Genomic DNA, 17,826 nt, shown 5'->3' with positions numbered 1-17,826 from the left:
CGCCTATCACGGGTAGGGCTTACCTTCGGCTGCGGGAGCGCGCACAGCGCCAACGAAGCCAGCAACAGCCAAGATGGTGACCAGGTAGGGGGTCATCAGCAGGAACTGGGCGGGGATGGGTGAACCCACCACCTGCATGACAGCGCCAAGGTTTGTCGCGAAGCCGAAGAGCAGGGCGGCAGCCAAAGCGCCACGTGGGTTCCAGCGGCCCAGAATCATGGCGGCCAGGGCGATGAAGCCGTTTCCGGCTGCCATGTCTTTACTGAAGGCCAGGCCTTGACCGATGGTGAAGAAGGCGCCACCCATACCGGCCAGTGCGCCTGCGAGGATCACGTTTTGCCAGCGGATGCGGTTGACCTTAATGCCGACGGTGTCAGCGGCCTTGGGGTGTTCACCGCTGGCGCGGGTGCGCAGGCCCCAGCGGGAGTTGAAGATCATGAACTGCAAGACGATGACCACAATGAACATCAGGTAGATGTGCACGGACTGGTTGAACAGGACTGGGCCAATGACCGGAATGTCCTTGAGGACAGGAATTCCCCACGTCGGCAGGGCCATGATCTGGTTCAGGCCGGGGTTGTTCTTCAACAGGGTGGAGAACAGGAAGGCCGTCAGACCCACAACGAGCATGTTGAGGACGACGCCAACGACAATGTGGTCGGCCCGGTACTTAATGGTGAACAGTGCCAGCAGGACCGAAACGAGCGCGCCAGCGATGGGAGCACCCACGAGGCCCATCCACACGCTGCCACTGGCCGAGGCGAAGATCGTTGCCATGAAAGCGCCGAAAAGAAGCTGGCCTTCAATGGCGATATTGATGATGCCTGAGCGTTCACAGACGATGCCCGACATGGAGCCGAACACCAGTGGGGTGGCGAACATGAGGCCACCAGCCAGCAGGGAGACAACGGGCAGCATGGAGGTGTCTTTGCCTGCGACCGTCCACAGGAGGAAGGTGACGACGAAGGCGATGCCGACGATGCCAACCAGCCAGCCGGATGCTTCCTGGCGGGCGAGGGCTTTCTTCCAGACGATGGCCGTGCAAGCCAGGGCAATAACGCCGAGGATCAGGCCGGTCATCATGGCGGGGATGGTGTAGTTGCCCATGTCGAACCAGCTGGTGGCGCCTGCGAAGGATACGCGAGAGGAGCCTGAGGACAGCAGGGCCATGATGAAGGTGAGTGCTGTCATGGCGGTGGTGACGATGGGGTCACGCCACTGGATGGGGGTGGTAATGCCCTCGGCCTGTGCAGCGGGGGTTGTCAGTGTTGCGGTGCTCATGCGCCAGCTCCTTCCTTCTTCACGGCGGAGGCAGAGGATGCGTTCGCGGCCTTTTGGGCGCGACGCAGGCGAATAGCCTCGGATGCTGCAATGAGCAACACAATGACAGCCTGAGTGATCTGAACGATGTCAACGGGAATATTCGAGGACTGCATGATGGCCGAACCAGCGTTCAGACCACCAAAGAGCAGACCGGCCAGCACCACACCAAGAGGGCTGGACTTGCCCAGTAGGGCAACGGTGATAGCGTCAAAACCATAGGATGCCGCAACGTCACCGGAGATGAACTTTTCAGTACCGAGCACGGGGGCGGTACCTGCCAGGCCAGCCAGGGCACCCGAGAGGACCAGGGTCAGCATGAGGGTGCGGGGCACGTTAATGCCAGCGGTGCGTGCAGCGGCCGGGTTGGCGCCTGCGGCACGTAGTTCAAAGCCGAAGGTTGAACGCTTGAGGATCCACCACACGAAGACGGCTGCGACTAGGGCAAGCAGGAAGCCAGCGTGCAGGCGGAAGCCCGATCCGAGCAGCAGAGGCAGTTGCGCGGTTTCAGCGACCTTCTGGGACTTGCCGGGGTATCCGCCGGGGCCGGTGAAGAGCTGGGTGGTGAGGATATATTGCAGTAGGTAGACGGCCACGGAGTTGAGCATGATCGTCACGATCACTTCGTTGGCGCCCAGCTTGGCTTTCAAGAAACCGGGGATGAAACCCCAGATCGCACCGCCCACAATCGCGCCAAGAATAGCGACAATCAGGTGCAGTCCGTAGGGGAGTTGGAAGTTGAATCCAATGAAACCGCCAAGAACGGCACCCATCATGAGCTGGCCTTGGACACCAATGTTGAACAGACCAGCAGTGAAGGAGACGGCAATAGCTAGGCCCGCGATAATCAGCGGAGTGGCTCGCAGCATCGTGTCGGTGATGGGCTTGATCGCCGCAGCAAAGCTGCTTTGCGTCCAGTCGAAGATTGCGCCGCGGAACAAGGAGGTGAAGAAGCCACCAAAAGCTGAGCCGAAGGCAGCGAAGAAGTCACTGGGGCGAGCGAAAAGATAGCCGACGGTACGTTGAACTTCAGGGTCGAAGATCGCAACGATGAGCGCACCGATCACCAAAGCCAGAGCGATAGCGCCTGCGATGGTACCCACGGAGGGGTTCATGAAGCTGCGAAGAAAGCGCGTTACCCACGAGGGCGCATCCTTTTCGGGTGCTTTATCGGCAAGGGTTGGCGAGGTGCTCACAGGTTTTCCTCCTTATCCGCGTGTGCGCGGGCTGCTTGTTCGCGTGCCTCGTCCTCAGGGACGCCGGCCATCATGAGGCCCAGGACGTCTCGTGGGGTGTCAGCGGGGACGATACCGATAATGCGACCGCGGTACATGACGGCAATGCGGTCAGCGAGGGCGACAACCTCGTCAAGTTCGGTGGAAACAACGACGACGGCCGTTCCCTTGTCACGTTCAGCGACGATACGGGAGTGGACGAACTCGATGGAGCCGACGTCAAGGCCGCGGGTTGGTTGGGAGGCCACGAGGACCTTCAGGGGGCGGGAGAGTTCGCGGGCGAGGATTGCTTTTTGCTGATTGCCGCCCGACAGGGTCGAGATGGGGTCGTGCACGGAGGTGACTCGCACGTCGAACTCTTCACGCAGGGCCTCAGCGTTGCGGTCAACCTCACCGAGGTCAATGGAGACACCACCGGAGAAGGGTGCGTGGTAGTACTGGTCGAGGATCATGTTCTCGGCAATGGAGAAGCTCGTGATCATGCCGTCCTCGAAGCGGTCTTCAGGCACGTAGCCCAGGCCCTTTTCGAGGCGCTGGCGGATGGTCAAGGATGCAAGATCCGTGCCGGCGATTTCGATGCGGCCACCATTGGGGGCGTGGGAGCCGAGCGTGACCTCACACAGTTCAGTCTGACCGTTTCCTTGGACGCCAGCGACGCACAGGATTTCTCCGGCGTGAACGTCAAGGTTCACGTGGTCAAGGGCCACATGGCCGAGTTCGTCGAGCATGGACACGTCACGGTAGCGCAGAACGGGCTCTCCGGGGGTGGCTGGGTCTTTCGCGACGCCGAGGTCGACAGCGCGGCCCACCATAAGGGAGGCGAGCTCCTTTTCCGTGGAAGTTGGGGAGGCTTCACCAACGACCTTGCCCCGCCGGATGACGGTGATGTGGTCGGCGACGGCACGTACTTCACGGAGCTTGTGGGTGATGAAGACGATGGAGGTACCCGCTGCTTTAAGTTCGCGCATGATCTCGATGAGTTCATCGGTTTCTTGCGGGGTGAGCACGGCGGTGGGCTCGTCGAGGATGAGGACTTTCGCATCGCGGGAGAGGGCCTTGATGATTTCTACGCGTTGCTGTGCGCCGACGGGCAGGTCTTCGATGAGGGCGTCGGGGTCAATGTCGAAACCGAAGCGTGCGGAGAGTTCACGAACCTTGTCACGGGCGGCGTTGTGGTCAAGGATTCCACCAACGCCGGTGGTGGGTTCGTAGCCGAGTGCTACGGATTCAGCGACGGTGAAGACAGGTACCAGCATGAAGTGCTGGTGGACCATGCCGATACCGGCGGCTACTGCGTCGCCGGGGCCGCGGAAGGTTTGAGGTTGGCCGTCGATGAGAATGCGGCCGTCATCGGGCTGGTAGAGGCCGTAAAGAACGTTCATCAGCGTTGATTTACCGGCACCGTTTTCGCCAAGGAGAGCGTGGATTTGCCCTTCTTCAACGACGAGGTCGATATGATCATTGGCCACGAGTGGGCCAAAGACCTTTGTAATCCCCTCGAGTTCGAGTTTCACAGTAGCTCCTACAGATGTGTATTCAGAAGCAGTTACAGGCATCTTTGCCGTTCAAGGCGACACTACCCTGCTCAATGATCTACACAAGATACATCTCTTTTGACATAAACGCACATAAGGGCTGGGGGTGCGGAGCCGCGCTCCGCACCCCCAGCCCTTATGTGTTCAGTTACTCGGTGTGCCGATCACTTGGGGGTGTGAGCGGACTCCACCTTGATCGTGCCATCGACGATCTGAGCCTGGAGATCTTCGATCTCCTTCTTCAGCTCAGCGGAAACCTTGGCATCGAAATCGTGGAAGGGGGCAAGGCCCACGCCACCGTTAGCCAGGGTGCCAACGTAAGGAGCGGAATCCCACTTGCCTTCCTGAGCGGTCTTGACGGTGTCGAAGACGGCTGCGCCGATCTGCTTCATGACGGAGGTGAGGATGACCTTGCCGGATTCGGGCTGGGTCAGGTAGCCATCGGCGTCAACCCACACGACGGATGCCTTGCCGGTTTCGGTGGCAGCAGCCAGGGTGCCAGCGCCAACGGGGCCAGCAACGGGCATGATGATGTCAGCGCCCTGCTCGATGAGCTGGGTGGAGAACTGCTTGCCCTTGGTGGTGTCTTCGAAGTCGCCGGTGGCCATGCCTTCCTGCTTGGCCTTGTCCCAGCCGAGAAGCTGGATGGTGCCGCCGTGGACCTCGTTGTACTTGGCGATGCCGTCGGAGAAGCCGTCAGCGAAGATCGCGGTAGAGGGCAGCTGCATACCGAGGAAGGTGCCGACCTTGCCGGTGGTGGTCATGCCAGCAGCAGCGTAACCAGCCAGATAGGAGGCTTCAGCGGTGTTGAAGAGCAGGGCCTTAGCATTCTCGGGGGAGTCAGCGAAGCCGGAGTCAACCAGTGCGAACATGACCTCGGGGTTAGCCTTGGCTGCTTCGTTCATGGCTTCAGCCATGAGGAAGCCAACGCCGAAGACGAGCTGGCAGCCGCCCTGGATCTGGGCGTCAATGTTCTGGGTGAAGTCTGCTGCGGAGTGGGACTCGGAGTAGGAAACCTCAACGCCGAGTTCTGCCTTAGCCTTCTCCAGGCCTTCCTTACCGGACTGGTTGAAGGACTTGTCCTCGAAGCCGCCAGCGTCAGAAACCATGCAGGCCTTCAGGGTGCCCGAAGCTGCGGGGGTGCCCGATGCTGCGCCGTCGGTGGCGGGGGCGGAGGAAGCGGGTGCGTCGGGAGCTGCACCGCAGGCTGCGAGAGCCAGGGCTGCAGCAGCGGCAACTGCGCCAAACTTCAGGGAGTTCTTCACAGGGATTCTCCTTTGGTTCCGAAAAGAATCGCTGGGTTGCGGCCCCAGCACGTTTCACCATGCTAAACCTGTCAAATGAGAAACATCGCATTCGTTTCCTAATCGCAACACATCTGAGACGAGAGAACTCTCACATCTATGAATATCTGAAAGATTCCCTGCTTCCCGCGAAGAAGCCAGATGCTACTACCAAGAAAGCACTGTGGGCCCCGCGCAATCGCGGGACCCACAGGAAATATTGAAGAACGGCAACAAGCACTCTGTCAGAGAGATGCTGCCTCAATGCTCACTTGTCGAGCTGGAAGTCGACGTGCAGCAGAGCGCGGCTGACGGGGTGCACCTGCACGGACTTGATGAAGGCAGCGATCTTCTTGCCGTCAAGCTGCAGTTCAACCTTGGCGCCCTTGGTGGAACGAGCAATGAGGAAGAGGTCGTGGCCGGGAACGTCCAGGTGAAGGGTCTCTTCGCCTGCACCGTAGAGAACGCCGGGGACGAAGCCTGCGCGGCGGGCGCGGCGGGCAGCACCCTTGCCGAACTCGGTGCGGGACTCAACGACGAGAACGTTTTCGCTCATGGGATATCTCCTTGAAATGGTCGATGTTTTCAGCAACGGCGTACAGCCAGGAGATGTCCGTAGACGCCCTGTCGATAACGGCAACAGCTCACGAGCCGTCGCCCTCGCCGGAGCAACTGTATGAGTCTAGCGTGAGTGGGCCACCCAAAGCGACCCCCCACACTAGGGTTTAGGCCACTCCATCAAAGAGGGAGGCCACCGAACCGTCCTCAAAAACTTCCTTGATCGCTGAGGCGAGCAAAGGAGCAATGGACAGGACTGTCAGGTTATCGAAACGCTTATCATCGGTGATCGGCAAGGTGTCGGTGACGATCACTTCAGAGGCCCCGCATTCAGAGAGACGCTCGGCGGCAGGTGCTGAGAGGATGCCGTGGGTGGCGGCAATAATGACCGACTCTGCGCCCTCGTTGTAGAGGACCTTGACGGCCTCAGCAATAGTGCCGCCGGTGTCGATCATGTCGTCAACGAGCACACACTGGCGGCCGGCAACGTCACCAACAACACGGTTAGCAACCGACACGTTCGGACGGGTAATGTCGCGGGTCTTGTGAACGAAAGCCAGGGGGCATCCGCCGAGCTTGCGCGACCACTTTTCTGCCACGCGAATACGACCGGCATCAGGGGAGACCATGGTGACCTTGTCGAGATCAACATGGTCGCGCACATAGTCAACGAGGACGGGCATTGCCCACAGATGGTCGACGGGGCCGTCGAAGAAGCCTTGCTCCTGGGAAGCGTGCAGGTCAACGCTCATCACGCGGTCAGCGCCAGCGGTTTTGAACAGGTCAGCCACAAGGCGTGCAGAGATGGGCTCGCGGCCTTGGTGCTTCTTATCTTGGCGGGCGTAGGGGTAGAAGGGGGCGACGGCGGTGATGCGCTTAGCGGAGGCTCGTTTGGCTGCGTCAATCATGAGCAGTTGTTCCATGAGCCACTTGTTGATCGGCCCCGTGTGGGACTGGATGACGAAGACGTCAGCGCCGCGCACGGATTCGTTGAAGCGCACGTAGATTTCCGAGCTGGCAAAGTCGTAGGCGGTGGTGGGGCTGACGCCGCAGCCGAGTTCTTCACCTACCTGTCGGGCGAGTTCAGGGTGGGCCCGTCCGGACACCACAACGAGACGCTTTTCTCCGCTAGTCACCAAGCCGGTCATGCGGCGTTTCCTTCCCCTGTTGCAATCTCTTTGCTTCGCCCACTATCCACAGATCAGTTGAGGATCGAGTGCGGTGTTCCAATGGTATCGGCTGGGAGGTTCACGTTTGAACCCCACAGGGACGGCAGAACGCTTCGCGCACCAACCGTCACGTCGGTCAAGGTGGTGTGGGGGCCGATCTGGCAGCCTCCCTCGATCTGAGTGTGTCCACGTAGGACTGTGCCCGGCCAAATCGTCGTATCTGGGCCGATGGTGACATCAACATCAATCCACGTTGAGGCTGGATCAACGATGCTGACCCCTTCACGCATATGGGTCAGGCAGATGCGTCGGTTCAGCTCTGCACCAAGTTCAGCCAGTTGCGCGCGATCGTTACATCCGCGCGCCTGCCATTCGTCTTCAAGGACGAGGGCGCCTGCGGTGCGTCCGGCGGGCGCGGCGGCGGCGACAACGTCGGTGAGGTAGACCTCGCCCTGGGCGTTGTTCGTGCCCACGCCTTGGAGTGTTGAGTGGAGGAAGGCAGCGTCAAAAGCGTAGATGCCGGCGTTGATCTCACGGACGGCGGCTTGTTCGGGGGTGGCGTCACGTTGTTCAACAATGGCGACGACGTGGCCCGCTTCGTTGCGGATGATGCGCCCGTACCCCGTGGGGTTGTCAACGATGGTGGAGACAAGGGACACTGCGTGGCCGGCTTTGTCATGCAGATGCACGAGCTGGGCCAGGGTGTCGGCGGCGAGGAGGGGGACGTCGCCGGAGGTGACGAGAATGGTTCCAGTGAGTTCACCGATGCGTTCACGCAGCTCAGCGAGCCCGCAGAGTACAGCGCGACCGGTGCCGGGGATTTCATCCTGGTCAGCGATAACAACGTCGGGCAGAACCCGCATGGCCTCGTTCATGACCTGTTCACGCTGGTGGCGTACGACGGCAACGACGTGTTCAGGGTTGAGGTTGTGTGCGGTGCGCAGGGCGTGTCCGATCATGGACAGGCCAGCAAGGGGGTGAACAACTTTGGAGAGCTCTGATTTCATCCGCGTGCCTTGACCGGCGGCGAGCACGATCACTGCGGTTGGTCGAGATACGTCCAGCAAAGACATTGGGATCCTCCCCCAAGCATGTTGTGACATGCGGAAACATTGACGTGTTCCCGACTAGCTCCGCCCCAAGGACTCGAACCTTGACTAAAGGCACCAAAAACCTCTGTGCTGCCAATTACACCAAGGCGGAAGGCACCCACGATTGTGCCACATTTTGGGGGCCTACGTCTCCCCTCTTTTCGCCAGGCGATCGCTTTGCGGCTCGTCCTACCGTGAAGAAACGGCGAAACTTCGGCCTTTTGAGACTCTTTGAGTGGTGAATTTGCTTTCCATCACAGCTGCTTTTCTCGACCTCAAGTATCTTGGTGTTATGGCTACTTCGTCTTTGCCTCACCTCCCAGCCACATCCTCTGCCTCAACCCCCACCGACGAGGTTGACGCAATCCTCGCCGCCTGGGCTATTGAACGCCCCGATGTGGACACGTCCCCCATGCAGATTCTCTCTCGGGTGGGACGCCTCAGCCGTCACCTTGACCTTGAGCGCCGTAAAGCCTTCGCCGCCCATGACCTTGAAACCTGGGAATTTGACGTCCTGTCCTCTCTGCGACGCGAAGGCGAACCCTACGCTCTCACTCCCGGCGCCCTCATGAGCGAACTCCTCGTCTCATCGGGAACCATGACCAACCGTATTGACCGCCTCGAAGGCGCAGGACTTGTCACGCGAACGCCCTCGCCCCACGACCGGCGGGCCGTTGTTGTCTCCCTCACTGACGAGGGTAAACGCCGTGTTGACGCGGCGCTGATGTCCCTGCTTGAGTGCGAACGCGCGATACTGGCACCCCTAAATGTCCCTGAAAAAGAGCAGCTTGCGACACTCCTGCGCTCACTGCTGCTAGCGTTTGAACAGTAGGTTTGCCCCGCTCACCCAGCTATGCACCGTCTGCGAGCGGCGAGCAGACCCGCATAGTCTGATCTCTCTGTATCGCGGAAGGCATCCTTATGGACGTTCCAGCACTGTCAATGCGCGGCCTCGTCAAGGTCTATGGCAATGTCGTCGCCGTCGGCGACCTGTCACTCGACATTCCCGCAGGCTCCTTTTACGGCGTTGTCGGCCCCAACGGTGCGGGGAAAACCACCACCTTGACGATGGCCACAGGTCTGCTGCGCCCCGACCGTGGCACCTGTCTTGTCAACGGAACTGACGTGTGGGCAAATCCGGCCGAGGCAAAAGCCAAACTTGGCGTGATGCCTGACGGTATGCGCCTGCTCGACAAACTCTCTGGCGGCGATTTCCTCACCCACGTTGCCATGTTGCGCGGCATTGATCGAGACACGGCGCGCGCTCGCGCCGACGAGCTCCTTCACGCTCTAGATCTGACTGAGGCGAGCTACAAGCTCATCTCCGACTACTCGGCTGGTATGACCAAGAAGATTGCCCTGGCTGCTGCCCTTATTCACGGACCGTCCGTGGTTGTCCTTGATGAACCTTTCGAGGCTGTTGACCCTGTCTCGGCTGCCAATATTCGTCAGATCCTCCAATCCTTCGTTGCTGGTGGAGGCACCGTGGTCCTGTCCAGCCACGTCATGGCCACCATCCAAAAGCTCTGCTCCCACGTTGCCGTCATCCATCGCGGCCAGGTGCTCGTCGCCGGAACAACCGACGAGGTCGCCGCCGGCATGGATCTTGATGACCGTTTCGCGCAGCTTGTGGGTGGCCAGCGTACCGAGGAAGGGCTGTCATGGTTGGGCAACTGATGCGCCTCAAGCTCAAGCTGACGTGGAACACCATGAAGCGTCAGACCTGGGTGCTTGTCATGTCTATTATCGGCATGCTCTATTTCCTCATGCTCTTTGTTGGCCTAGGCATTGTCGGTATTGGCGCTGCTTACTTTGGAGAGATCGCAACCGTCGGAGCCGTCAGCGTTTTCGTCGGTGCTGCTCTTGTGCTCGGGTGGATTATCGTTCCGATTATTTTCTCCTCCCTGGATAACACCCTTGACCCGCAGCGCCTCGCCCCCTTTATTCCCCCTTCGCCGCGCCTGGCCCTTGGCCTTGTGGGTGCAACGTGGGCAGGTCTGCCTGGTCTGGCAACCACGCTTGTTTTTCTGCTGTCAGTAGTTGTATGGACGGCCGGTGGCCAGTGGCTTTCCGCTGTCGCAGTGCTTATCTGCGTACCTGTGGGACTCTTTGCCGCTTTTGTGTGGGCGCGAGCGGTCAGCACCTGGCTATCCGTGCAGATCGAGGCAAGCTCACGTTTGAAGGACCTGATGACAGTCGTTGGCGTGCTGATCTTCATTGCCGTGTTCTCTCCCCTGGGCCTATGGATCCAAAAGATCACCGAATCTTTCGACCCGGCGTGGATTCAACGCAGCGCCTCAATCCTGAGCTGGACGCCCTTTGGTGCCGCGTGGGGCGTTGCCCACTCCCTCTTTGTCGGCCACTACTTTGCTGCCTTCGGTCAGCTTCTTCTTGCATGTGCCTTCGCAGCACTCGGCTGGTGGGCGTGGCTGAAAGTGCTGCCCTACGCCATGGCTGGCCTCGCTCATCCCGTGTCTGCCGAGGCTGACAAAGCCATCGCCGCTGGACGCCATCTTGTCGACCCCACCCAGGAGACGACACAAGCCACATCGAAGACGACTACGGGCGATCACCCGCGTTTCTTGCGTGGAGCTGACGCCTGGCAGAAACTGGGGCTCAATACGCCCGCAGCCTCCCTTGCTGCACGCACCCTGCGCTACTGGATTGCTGATCCGCGCCTATCGACGGCCATGGCCTCCATGCTGATCTTCCCATTCATGGCCGTACTCATGATGAACATGCCTGGCGGCGGCACAGGCCTGGCATACTTTTTCCTCGTCATGATCTCCACCATGATGGGAATGACCATTGGAAGCTTGCCCTCCTACGATTCGACAGCGTTCTGGCTACTGGTTGCCTCAGGTATTCGCGGACGCGACGAACGGCTGGGACGCCTGGCAGGCTCCCTCCCCCTGGCACTCCCACTTCTCTTCATCGGTACAGGCGTTGTCGCGCACTTCGCCGGTTACGGCACTGTAGGTATTGCCACTCTGATTGCCCTGCAATTTTCCCTCTTTGCTGGTGCAGCCGCAGCGGCCTTCATCATTACTGGCCGCTTTGTTTTCCCCGTTCAGCCACCGGGAGCCTCTCCCCTGTCGGCCAAGGGGACCGGCAATATGATGCTGACCATGGGCGTGCAATTTGGCTCCATGTTCGCGTCTTTTGTACTTGCTGCACCGCCTCTGATTCTTGCCGCAGTGGCCTACTTCAGTGGTGCTTTCCCCGTGCTTATTGCGGCAGGATTTGCCGCTATCTGGGGCGTGGTACTGCTGGTGGCTGGTGTCATTATTGGCGGCAAGGTCTGGGACTCGTCGAATGTGGACGTGCTTCAGAGCATCAGGAGCTGGCCCGGGCACTGAGGATCCTGTTCTTTTTCTACCAGGAACGGCGGCACGGCCCGCCCGCTCACCCCTTGCGTCCCGCAAGGGCCTCGAAGCCCGACCAGGCCCTGCCGTGCCGCCGCCCCAGGCAACCCCCTGCTAAGGCATGCCAACCTCACTACAAGCACACCACCCCAGCGACCGTCATACGACTCAACGTCCACCTAACCTGACGAGACGCCACCTACCTTCCCGCTTCACCTCACTACACCGCGCCGCAAGCACCCCACCCCAGCGGCTTAGTGCCAGGCCCTGCCGGGCTGCCATCCCCGGCAACCTCCCTACTTAGGCATAGTGGTGGGGCCTCGCGCTGAATGCGCGAGGCCCCACCACAGTATTGAGAAAAGTACTTCCAGAAGTCTGGAAGGGTGAGGGAAGATCAGCAGTGTTGCTGAAGAAGCTCAGCGAGCCTGGAAGGTCAGGCAGCCGGCGGTTCCTGCAGTGCCCGAGCCAACGCTGATAGCGGAGGCGGTGCACTCAAGGTGATCGTTGTGGGCGCAGTCAGACTGCTGGCATGCGCCAACGAAGGTGCTGTGTGCCTGCTCAAGGCCACCCTTGACAGACAGTGGAATGAAGGTGACGCACGACTGCGCTGCACCCATGGTGATAGCTGCCGCGCCGCAGCTCTTGGCCTTGTTGTAGGAGCAAGAGTCAACTGCGCAATCCTGGATGAGGGGGAGATCGAGAGCCATTGTGGGCCTCCTAGTCGATAGAGAACGGATATATCGAATATGTGATGAGCCCTTGCGTGTGGCGTTTCCTGAAAGGAACTCGCCTCCGGTTCGGGGTGCGATGACTTCAGTGTTCCTTTTGCGTAATTCACTGTCCAGAGATCATGCATTTATGCAGGTCATAGCCTTATTTGAAGGAGAGGCTGGACTGAATATAAAAACACTCTCCCTTTGCTAATATCGCAACATTTTGACCGAATTATGTTTCCTAATTCGGGTAGGTCAGACTCACCTTCCCCGCGCTCAGGGCCGCTAGAGGCCACATATGTCCACGCGCACTCTCTTGTCTTCGCCCGCATCCAGCCATGGACATGCCCCCGCTCTATCTCACCTCTTTTCGCAGCTCTGGATATACTTCACCTCAGGATTCACCGTCGAATCTGACACCAATGGAGGTGGCCCCAGTGAACCGCAGTTCCCGCCGCACGACCCTCAACGCAATCGCCATATCCCTGGCCCTCGTCCTTATTGCTGGACTCTTCTTTACCTTGCGCGCCTTCGGTCTTCTACCCCACGGCGGAACAATGAATGAAGCCTCCTCTCACCCCTCCTCCAGCACGCCTGGGCTAAGCTCCGAGCCTGCTCACACGCCTTCCGAAGCAGCGGCGACAGCAGCCCCTCTCCCCCACTCGCCCAATCGACCCGAAACAGCTCCCGCTGACGTGGCCGAAAAACGGCGTGAAGAGGGCCGTGCCTACAACAATCCTGGTGGAGTCGAATCATTCCGTAAGCTCATTGAACTCTACAAACAACCCCACAGCGGCACCATTACCCTGCGCGCGCAATCACACCGTGGCGCCGCCCTCGTCACGCTACGTTCCCCATCTTTACCCCAGAACGAACCGGGCGACTACGGCACAAAACAATTTGCTATCCCCGGCGGTTATACCTGGGAAGAAACCATCTCAATAACCACAATGGGGCAGAGCGTCTGGCAGATTGATGTCACGCCCCTTGACCGAGGGATAGAGGACAACTTCTCCTGCACAACCCTTCTTGAAGGGCATCCCAATGAGCCCTACACAAAGGCCACCGGCCCATCTGCCCACTGCACTGTCACCGGAAAGACCCCTGAAGAGATTGGCTACCACCCCGAAGGGGAGCCGCAACCATGACATCCCAAGGCCCATACTCAACAATCCTGAAGGCTCTCACCATCGCCTTTGCTCTCTCACTGACCGTTACTGCCTGCGCCCCTCATGATGCGCCTCCACCGCCATCTGGCCAAGAACCAGGGCAACAATCCAGCCAGGGGCCAGGGCAGCAGCCGGGCCAGCAATCCAGCCAACAGTCTGGCACTCCACTCCCGCCAACCGGCGAGGTGCCCGCCCCCATTCCCCAGCCGGACAGCGCCCTCGCCTGGCAGGCCCCTCTCGAAATCAACCCTGACGACGGCCTTTATGTGGCCAAGAACTTTTCCACGCCTGACAGATGGCAAGAGCTCTACACCACCCTGTCTGAAAACCCCTTGAAGGGCATCCCCGTATCAAACGACGCTCAGCTTTACCTCGATGCAGAGCTGGCCCTCCCCCTCCCAACAACCAACGCCATACAAGGCGAACGCTATGAAGTGGTTCCTGGAACCAACTGGTCGGCCACGAAAGCCTCGCGAATCTACACCCATCAAGGGCCCGATAAGCGCCTTGCCGAACAGACGCTATTCACCGACGGCAACTGGAGCGCTTTCGCCACCTACTACCTGCTGCAACGTACCGACCGCGACGGCAAAATCCTCCAGCGCCCAGAGGTTACCCCCATCATCGTCAAGGGACACGTTGCTTTGCCTCCACCGCGCCTGAGCTACATTGACGGCAGAGTCCTCCTATCAACGGGTGATCTTGGCCCAGGCATTGAGGACATTCGCGTCGTAAAAGCAACGCGCGAATGGGATATTGATAACCAAGAGTCTCACCTTGCCTATATTGGGCTGCCACCCGAACACCTCGTGAAAAAAGGGGCCTTCTACGACATCACAGGCAATGTCGAAGCCACGCAGCACACGACCAACTTTGTCCTGTCGCGAGCGCGCAATAGCCTAGAAATGTTCGAGAACCTTACCGCCAACCAGCAAAAGGAATACCTCGACCATTCCGGGGCGCAGGTATTTGTCCTTGCCCTTGTAAACGGACGATGGCAAGCCTCCGCCCCCACACCACTGACCCCTTTGGCGGCAAAAGTGCCCATCAGCATTGTTGGCGATCCTCTTGCCCAGGGTGCCGATGCCCTTGCGCAATGGGACTACCCAAGCATCGATGCTCTTCCCAACACGGTTGGTGCGATTGCAGCCGACGGGCAGGCGCGTCATTTTGCAACGAACTTCAGTGTGATGTCCATTGACGAAGAACCCGCCCCTGACGGTTCCCACACGGCCACTCTGCGGCTCAGCCCACGGGATTCTTCCATCTGGCGTGCCGTCACACTCACCTTCGATGGCAATCGAGAGGCCCTTGAGGCCGCGTTGAAGGCTCACAATGAGCGCCCTATCGCCACCGAGGGCACCCCATTGCACTTCCACCGGCCAGTGAGTCCTTCTGCCTGGGTGGAGGAAGCTCCTGGAACAATCGAAATCCCCCACTACGTCTTTGGCACAACCCCCATGGCCCGTTTTATCGCCGCCAATCTCATTGCCGGATACAACCGCATGTCTTTGAGTTCCTTCCCTGAATCGGCAAGCTATTCGAAGGTGGAAAATGCTCTGTTGGAAGGCGTTAGCCAGAATCCGGAGATCCTCAATATCGGTGACGGTTTCCCGCCTTTCACCTACGATGCGTCCACGCAGTTGCTGACGGTTGATATGCGCATGGTCCAGGCCGGAAGCCGCTCGGAGTACCTGACATTGCAGTCCCAGGTGGTTGCGCGCGCCCGCTCAATCGTGCAGGGGATTATTACGCCGGGTATGAGTGATGATCAGAAGGCGCGGGCAATCAATCAGTGGCTTGTTGATAATGTCGAATATGACGACGGCTGGCTGAAGAAACGCCGCGCTGAGACCTTGGAGCAGTACGGTCACGATACTTTCATCTCCGATGACCGCGGAGTGGATAAGCCGCAGCAGGCGATTGGCTCGCTTCTGTACGGTAAAGCGATCTGTTCGGGCTACGGGCAGGGGTTCCTGCTTCTTGCACGCCACGCTGGATTGGAGAGCATCGTCGTTGAGGGCAGTGTCGGCCCTGAGCCTCACCTGTGGAATAAGGTCAAGATCGATGGCATATGGCTGCATTACGATTCAACCTGGAATGATAACGAGTGGAAGCCGAACACCTATATCAATTTGACAGATGGGCAGATTGAGAACGATGGTGCACGCTACATCGTGTGGAATGGAACGCTGCAGGAAAGCAACGCCGACCAGTTTAAGAACGGGGATAGCCCCCACCGTGAGCCTGCACCAAACCAGTCGGGTGCACGAGGTTAACTGCTCTACAAAGACAGTTGAATAGGCGGGGTTGATTCGGTATGCCTGGCAGCTCTTGGGGAAGGTGAGAGAGTTGGGCATCCCTGCTTGGGAGCAGTTCGGCTGCCTCCAGCCGCGCGGGTGCGGCGCGGGGCAGTCTGGCACAAGGCGGTTGCGGCGCCCTCGCCCCCGAGCGTTAGTCCAGCAGTTCAGCGGCCTCCAGCCACGCAAGTTCGGCCTCGTCAATCTCTGCATGAACGCTGCTCAATTCCGCTGAACACTCAGCGAGCTCAGCGACCTTGGTGGGATCCTCAGCGACGGCGACGCTGAGTTGCGCAAGGCGATCCTCAAGTTGCTGGGCTTGTTCACGCAACTTGGTGAGGCGTCGTTCAATCCTATCGGCCTCTTTCTTTGCCGCCCGGCGCGTGGCGGCATCAATAGCGGGCGAGGTGGCGCTGACCTGCCCCTGATTGGCGAGGCCGTCGCCCTCCGCTGCCGTTGTCTGCGAGGTCGCGCTGGCAGCGGGAACCGCAGCGGCAGACACGGTGGCCGCAGCGCCAGCAGCACGCAGTGAGAGGTATTGCTCGACGCCGCCGGGCAGGGCACGCACCTGTCCATCCCCCAGAAGGGCCACCTGGTGGTCAGTGACACGCTCAAGCAGGTAGCGATCGTGGCTGACAACGATGAGCGTGCCGGGGAAGGAGTCGAGCAGATCCTCCATAGCGGCCAGCGTGTCCGTGTCAAGGTCGTTGGTCGGCTCATCCAGGAGCAGCACATTGGGTTCTGCCATGAGCAGTCGCATGAGTTGGAGGCGGCGGCGCTCGCCGCCGGACAGCTCTGCCACGCGCGTCCAGGCCCTCTCCCGAGTGAAGCCCATGCGTTCGGTCATCTGCGAGGCGGTGACCTCTTTCCCTCCAACTACAACCATTTGAGCGACCTCGGCCACGGCCTCAACCACCCGCATGTCGGCAAGGGCGTCGAGTTCGTGGGTTTCTTGCGACAGCGTTGCCACCTGCACGGTTTTACCGCGCTTCACCCGGCCACTGGTGGGTTCCAGGTCGCCGCGCAGTAGGTTCAAGATGGTGGTCTTGCCCGCGCCGTTAACACCGACGATACCGACGCGTTCAGCGGGGGCCAGACGCCAGGTCACATTCTCAAGCACCCGCAGGAGGGATCCGTCTGGGCGCGTGAAGGTGACGCTGACATCCTCCAGATCAAGGACGTCCTTCCCCAGGCGAGCTGTCGCCATTTTCACCAGCTCTACCTGATCGCGCGGCGGGGGGACGTCAGCGATAAGCGCCTCGGCAGTAGCAATGTGGAACTTCGGCTTGGAGGTGCGGGCGGGTGCGCCTCGACGCAGCCATGCCAGTTCCTTTTTCAGCAGGTTCGCGCGCTTTTTCGCGGCCAAATCCGCTTGACGCATACGCTCGGCGCGAGCCAGGGTGTAGGCGGCGTAGGAGCCGTCATAGATTTCAACGCGTCCAGGTATCTGAGGGCGTGAACCGCCAGGGTCAATACCAGGCACGACCTCCCAAATGTGTTCGCACACGGTGTCCAGGAACCACCGGTCGTGGGTGACGACCAGCAGCGCCCCCTGCGCTCCAGGGCGGGCAAAACGTCCGTTCAGGTGGGCAGCCAACCAGGCAACACCCTCAACGTCCAGATGGTTGGTGGGCTCGTCGAGGCAGACAATGTCTGATTCAGCGGCGAGGACGCGTGCCAGTGCCACACGGCGACGCTGCCCGCCGGAGAGCGTGCCCACCGTTGCGCTCAGGGCGATACCGTCCAAGAGTCCGGCGTGGATGTCGCGAATACGCCCATCTGATGCCCACTCGTATTCTTCTTTGCCGGGGTGAACCGCCTCAACGACGCTGAGGGTGGGGTTGAGAGTGTCAGCTTGGTCGAGGACGACGACGCGCACCCCGTCGCGCACGGTCAGTGCCCCCTCGTCTGGGGCCTGCGTGCCCGCGACAAGGCGCAGCAGGGTGGACTTTCCAGCACCGTTGGGGCCCAGGATGCCCACGCGTGAGCCGTCGTCGAGTCCGACGGTCACGTCAGCGAGGAGTTGGCGTGAGCCAGCAAGAGCGCCAAGGGTGTGAGTGCCAAGCAGGTGAGCCATAGGGGTCCTTC

At 60.1% G+C, this 17,826-nt stretch carries 13 protein-coding genes, 1 tRNA gene and 1 pseudogene; 5 read left to right on the top strand and 10 right to left on the bottom strand.

The window, feature by feature from the left end; translation table 11 throughout:
* Positions 1-6: 6 nt before the first annotated feature.
* The 8 genes and pseudogenes from EII11_RS09470 to EII11_RS09435 form a co-directional block, all read right to left on the bottom strand.
* Positions 7-1,281, bottom strand: coding sequence for an ABC transporter permease (locus EII11_RS09470; protein ID WP_124872056.1), 1,275 nt, complete (start codon positions 1,279-1,281; stop codon positions 7-9).
* Positions 1,278-2,516, bottom strand: coding sequence for an ABC transporter permease (locus EII11_RS09465; protein WP_240623137.1), 1,239 nt, complete (start codon positions 2,514-2,516; stop codon positions 1,278-1,280). Before EII11_RS09465 ends, EII11_RS09470 begins: the two co-directional genes overlap by 4 nt.
* The gene (locus tag EII11_RS09460) at positions 2,513-4,069 is read right to left on the bottom strand and encodes an ABC transporter ATP-binding protein (protein ID WP_124872053.1); all 1,557 of its coding nucleotides are present in this window, start codon (positions 4,067-4,069) and stop codon (positions 2,513-2,515) included. The genes EII11_RS09465 and EII11_RS09460 overlap by 4 nt, the downstream gene beginning before the upstream one ends.
* A gap of 185 nt (positions 4,070-4,254) precedes the next feature.
* The gene (locus EII11_RS09455) at positions 4,255-5,355 is read right to left on the bottom strand and encodes a BMP family lipoprotein (RefSeq protein WP_124872050.1); all 1,101 of its coding nucleotides are present in this window, start codon (positions 5,353-5,355) and stop codon (positions 4,255-4,257) included.
* Between the two features lie 301 nt (positions 5,356-5,656).
* Positions 5,657-5,929, bottom strand: a pseudogene (locus EII11_RS09450) (50S ribosomal protein L25/general stress protein Ctc); the annotation flags it as partial.
* A 169-nt stretch (positions 5,930-6,098) separates the two neighbouring features.
* Complete coding sequence (locus tag EII11_RS09445) at positions 6,099-7,079, bottom strand: ribose-phosphate diphosphokinase (protein WP_124872044.1); 981 nt, start codon at positions 7,077-7,079, stop codon at positions 6,099-6,101.
* A gap of 53 nt (positions 7,080-7,132) precedes the next feature.
* On the bottom strand, positions 7,133-8,173 hold the full coding sequence (locus EII11_RS09440; RefSeq protein WP_124872042.1) for a bifunctional UDP-N-acetylglucosamine diphosphorylase/glucosamine-1-phosphate N-acetyltransferase GlmU: 1,041 nt from the start codon (positions 8,171-8,173) through the stop codon (positions 7,133-7,135).
* 58 nt (positions 8,174-8,231) lie between these two features.
* A tRNA-Gln gene (locus EII11_RS09435) sits at positions 8,232-8,303 on the bottom strand.
* Between the two features lie 123 nt (positions 8,304-8,426).
* Between EII11_RS09435 and EII11_RS09430 the strand changes: the two genes are divergently transcribed.
* From EII11_RS09430 to EII11_RS09420, 3 genes are all read left to right on the top strand, one after another.
* The gene (locus EII11_RS09430; protein ID WP_420820453.1) at positions 8,427-9,023 is read left to right on the top strand and encodes a MarR family winged helix-turn-helix transcriptional regulator; all 597 of its coding nucleotides are present in this window, start codon (positions 8,427-8,429) and stop codon (positions 9,021-9,023) included.
* A gap of 89 nt (positions 9,024-9,112) precedes the next feature.
* A complete protein-coding gene (locus tag EII11_RS09425; RefSeq protein ID WP_124872036.1) occupies positions 9,113-9,868 on the top strand; it encodes an ABC transporter ATP-binding protein in 756 nt (251 codons plus the stop codon).
* Positions 9,853-11,550, top strand: coding sequence for a hypothetical protein (locus EII11_RS09420; protein ID WP_124872033.1), 1,698 nt, complete (start codon positions 9,853-9,855; stop codon positions 11,548-11,550). The genes EII11_RS09425 and EII11_RS09420 overlap by 16 nt, the downstream gene beginning before the upstream one ends.
* Before the next feature lie 422 nt (positions 11,551-11,972).
* Here EII11_RS09420 and EII11_RS09415 read toward each other — a convergent pair whose 3' ends face one another.
* A complete protein-coding gene (locus EII11_RS09415) occupies positions 11,973-12,263 on the bottom strand; it encodes a DUF1540 domain-containing protein (RefSeq protein ID WP_124872030.1) in 291 nt (96 codons plus the stop codon).
* A gap of 443 nt (positions 12,264-12,706) precedes the next feature.
* Between EII11_RS09415 and EII11_RS09410 the strand changes: the two genes are divergently transcribed.
* Together EII11_RS09410 and EII11_RS09405 are read left to right on the top strand one after the other, a co-directional pair.
* Entirely contained in the window at positions 12,707-13,417 is a 711-nt protein-coding gene (locus EII11_RS09410) for a hypothetical protein (RefSeq protein WP_124872027.1), read from the top strand.
* The gene (locus EII11_RS09405; RefSeq protein ID WP_124872025.1) at positions 13,414-15,717 is read left to right on the top strand and encodes a transglutaminase domain-containing protein; all 2,304 of its coding nucleotides are present in this window, start codon (positions 13,414-13,416) and stop codon (positions 15,715-15,717) included. Before EII11_RS09410 ends, EII11_RS09405 begins: the two co-directional genes overlap by 4 nt.
* A gap of 175 nt (positions 15,718-15,892) precedes the next feature.
* Here the strand turns inward: EII11_RS09405 and EII11_RS09400 are convergent, their stop codons facing one another.
* Complete coding sequence (locus EII11_RS09400; protein WP_124872021.1) at positions 15,893-17,815, bottom strand: ABC-F family ATP-binding cassette domain-containing protein; 1,923 nt, start codon at positions 17,813-17,815, stop codon at positions 15,893-15,895.
* Positions 17,816-17,826: the final 11 nt, after the last annotated feature.

This window comes from Schaalia canis, from assembly GCF_003858455.1.
Classification (GTDB): domain Bacteria; phylum Actinomycetota; class Actinomycetes; order Actinomycetales; family Actinomycetaceae; genus Pauljensenia; species Pauljensenia canis.
This window is presented reverse-complemented; position numbering and strand designations above follow the sequence as displayed.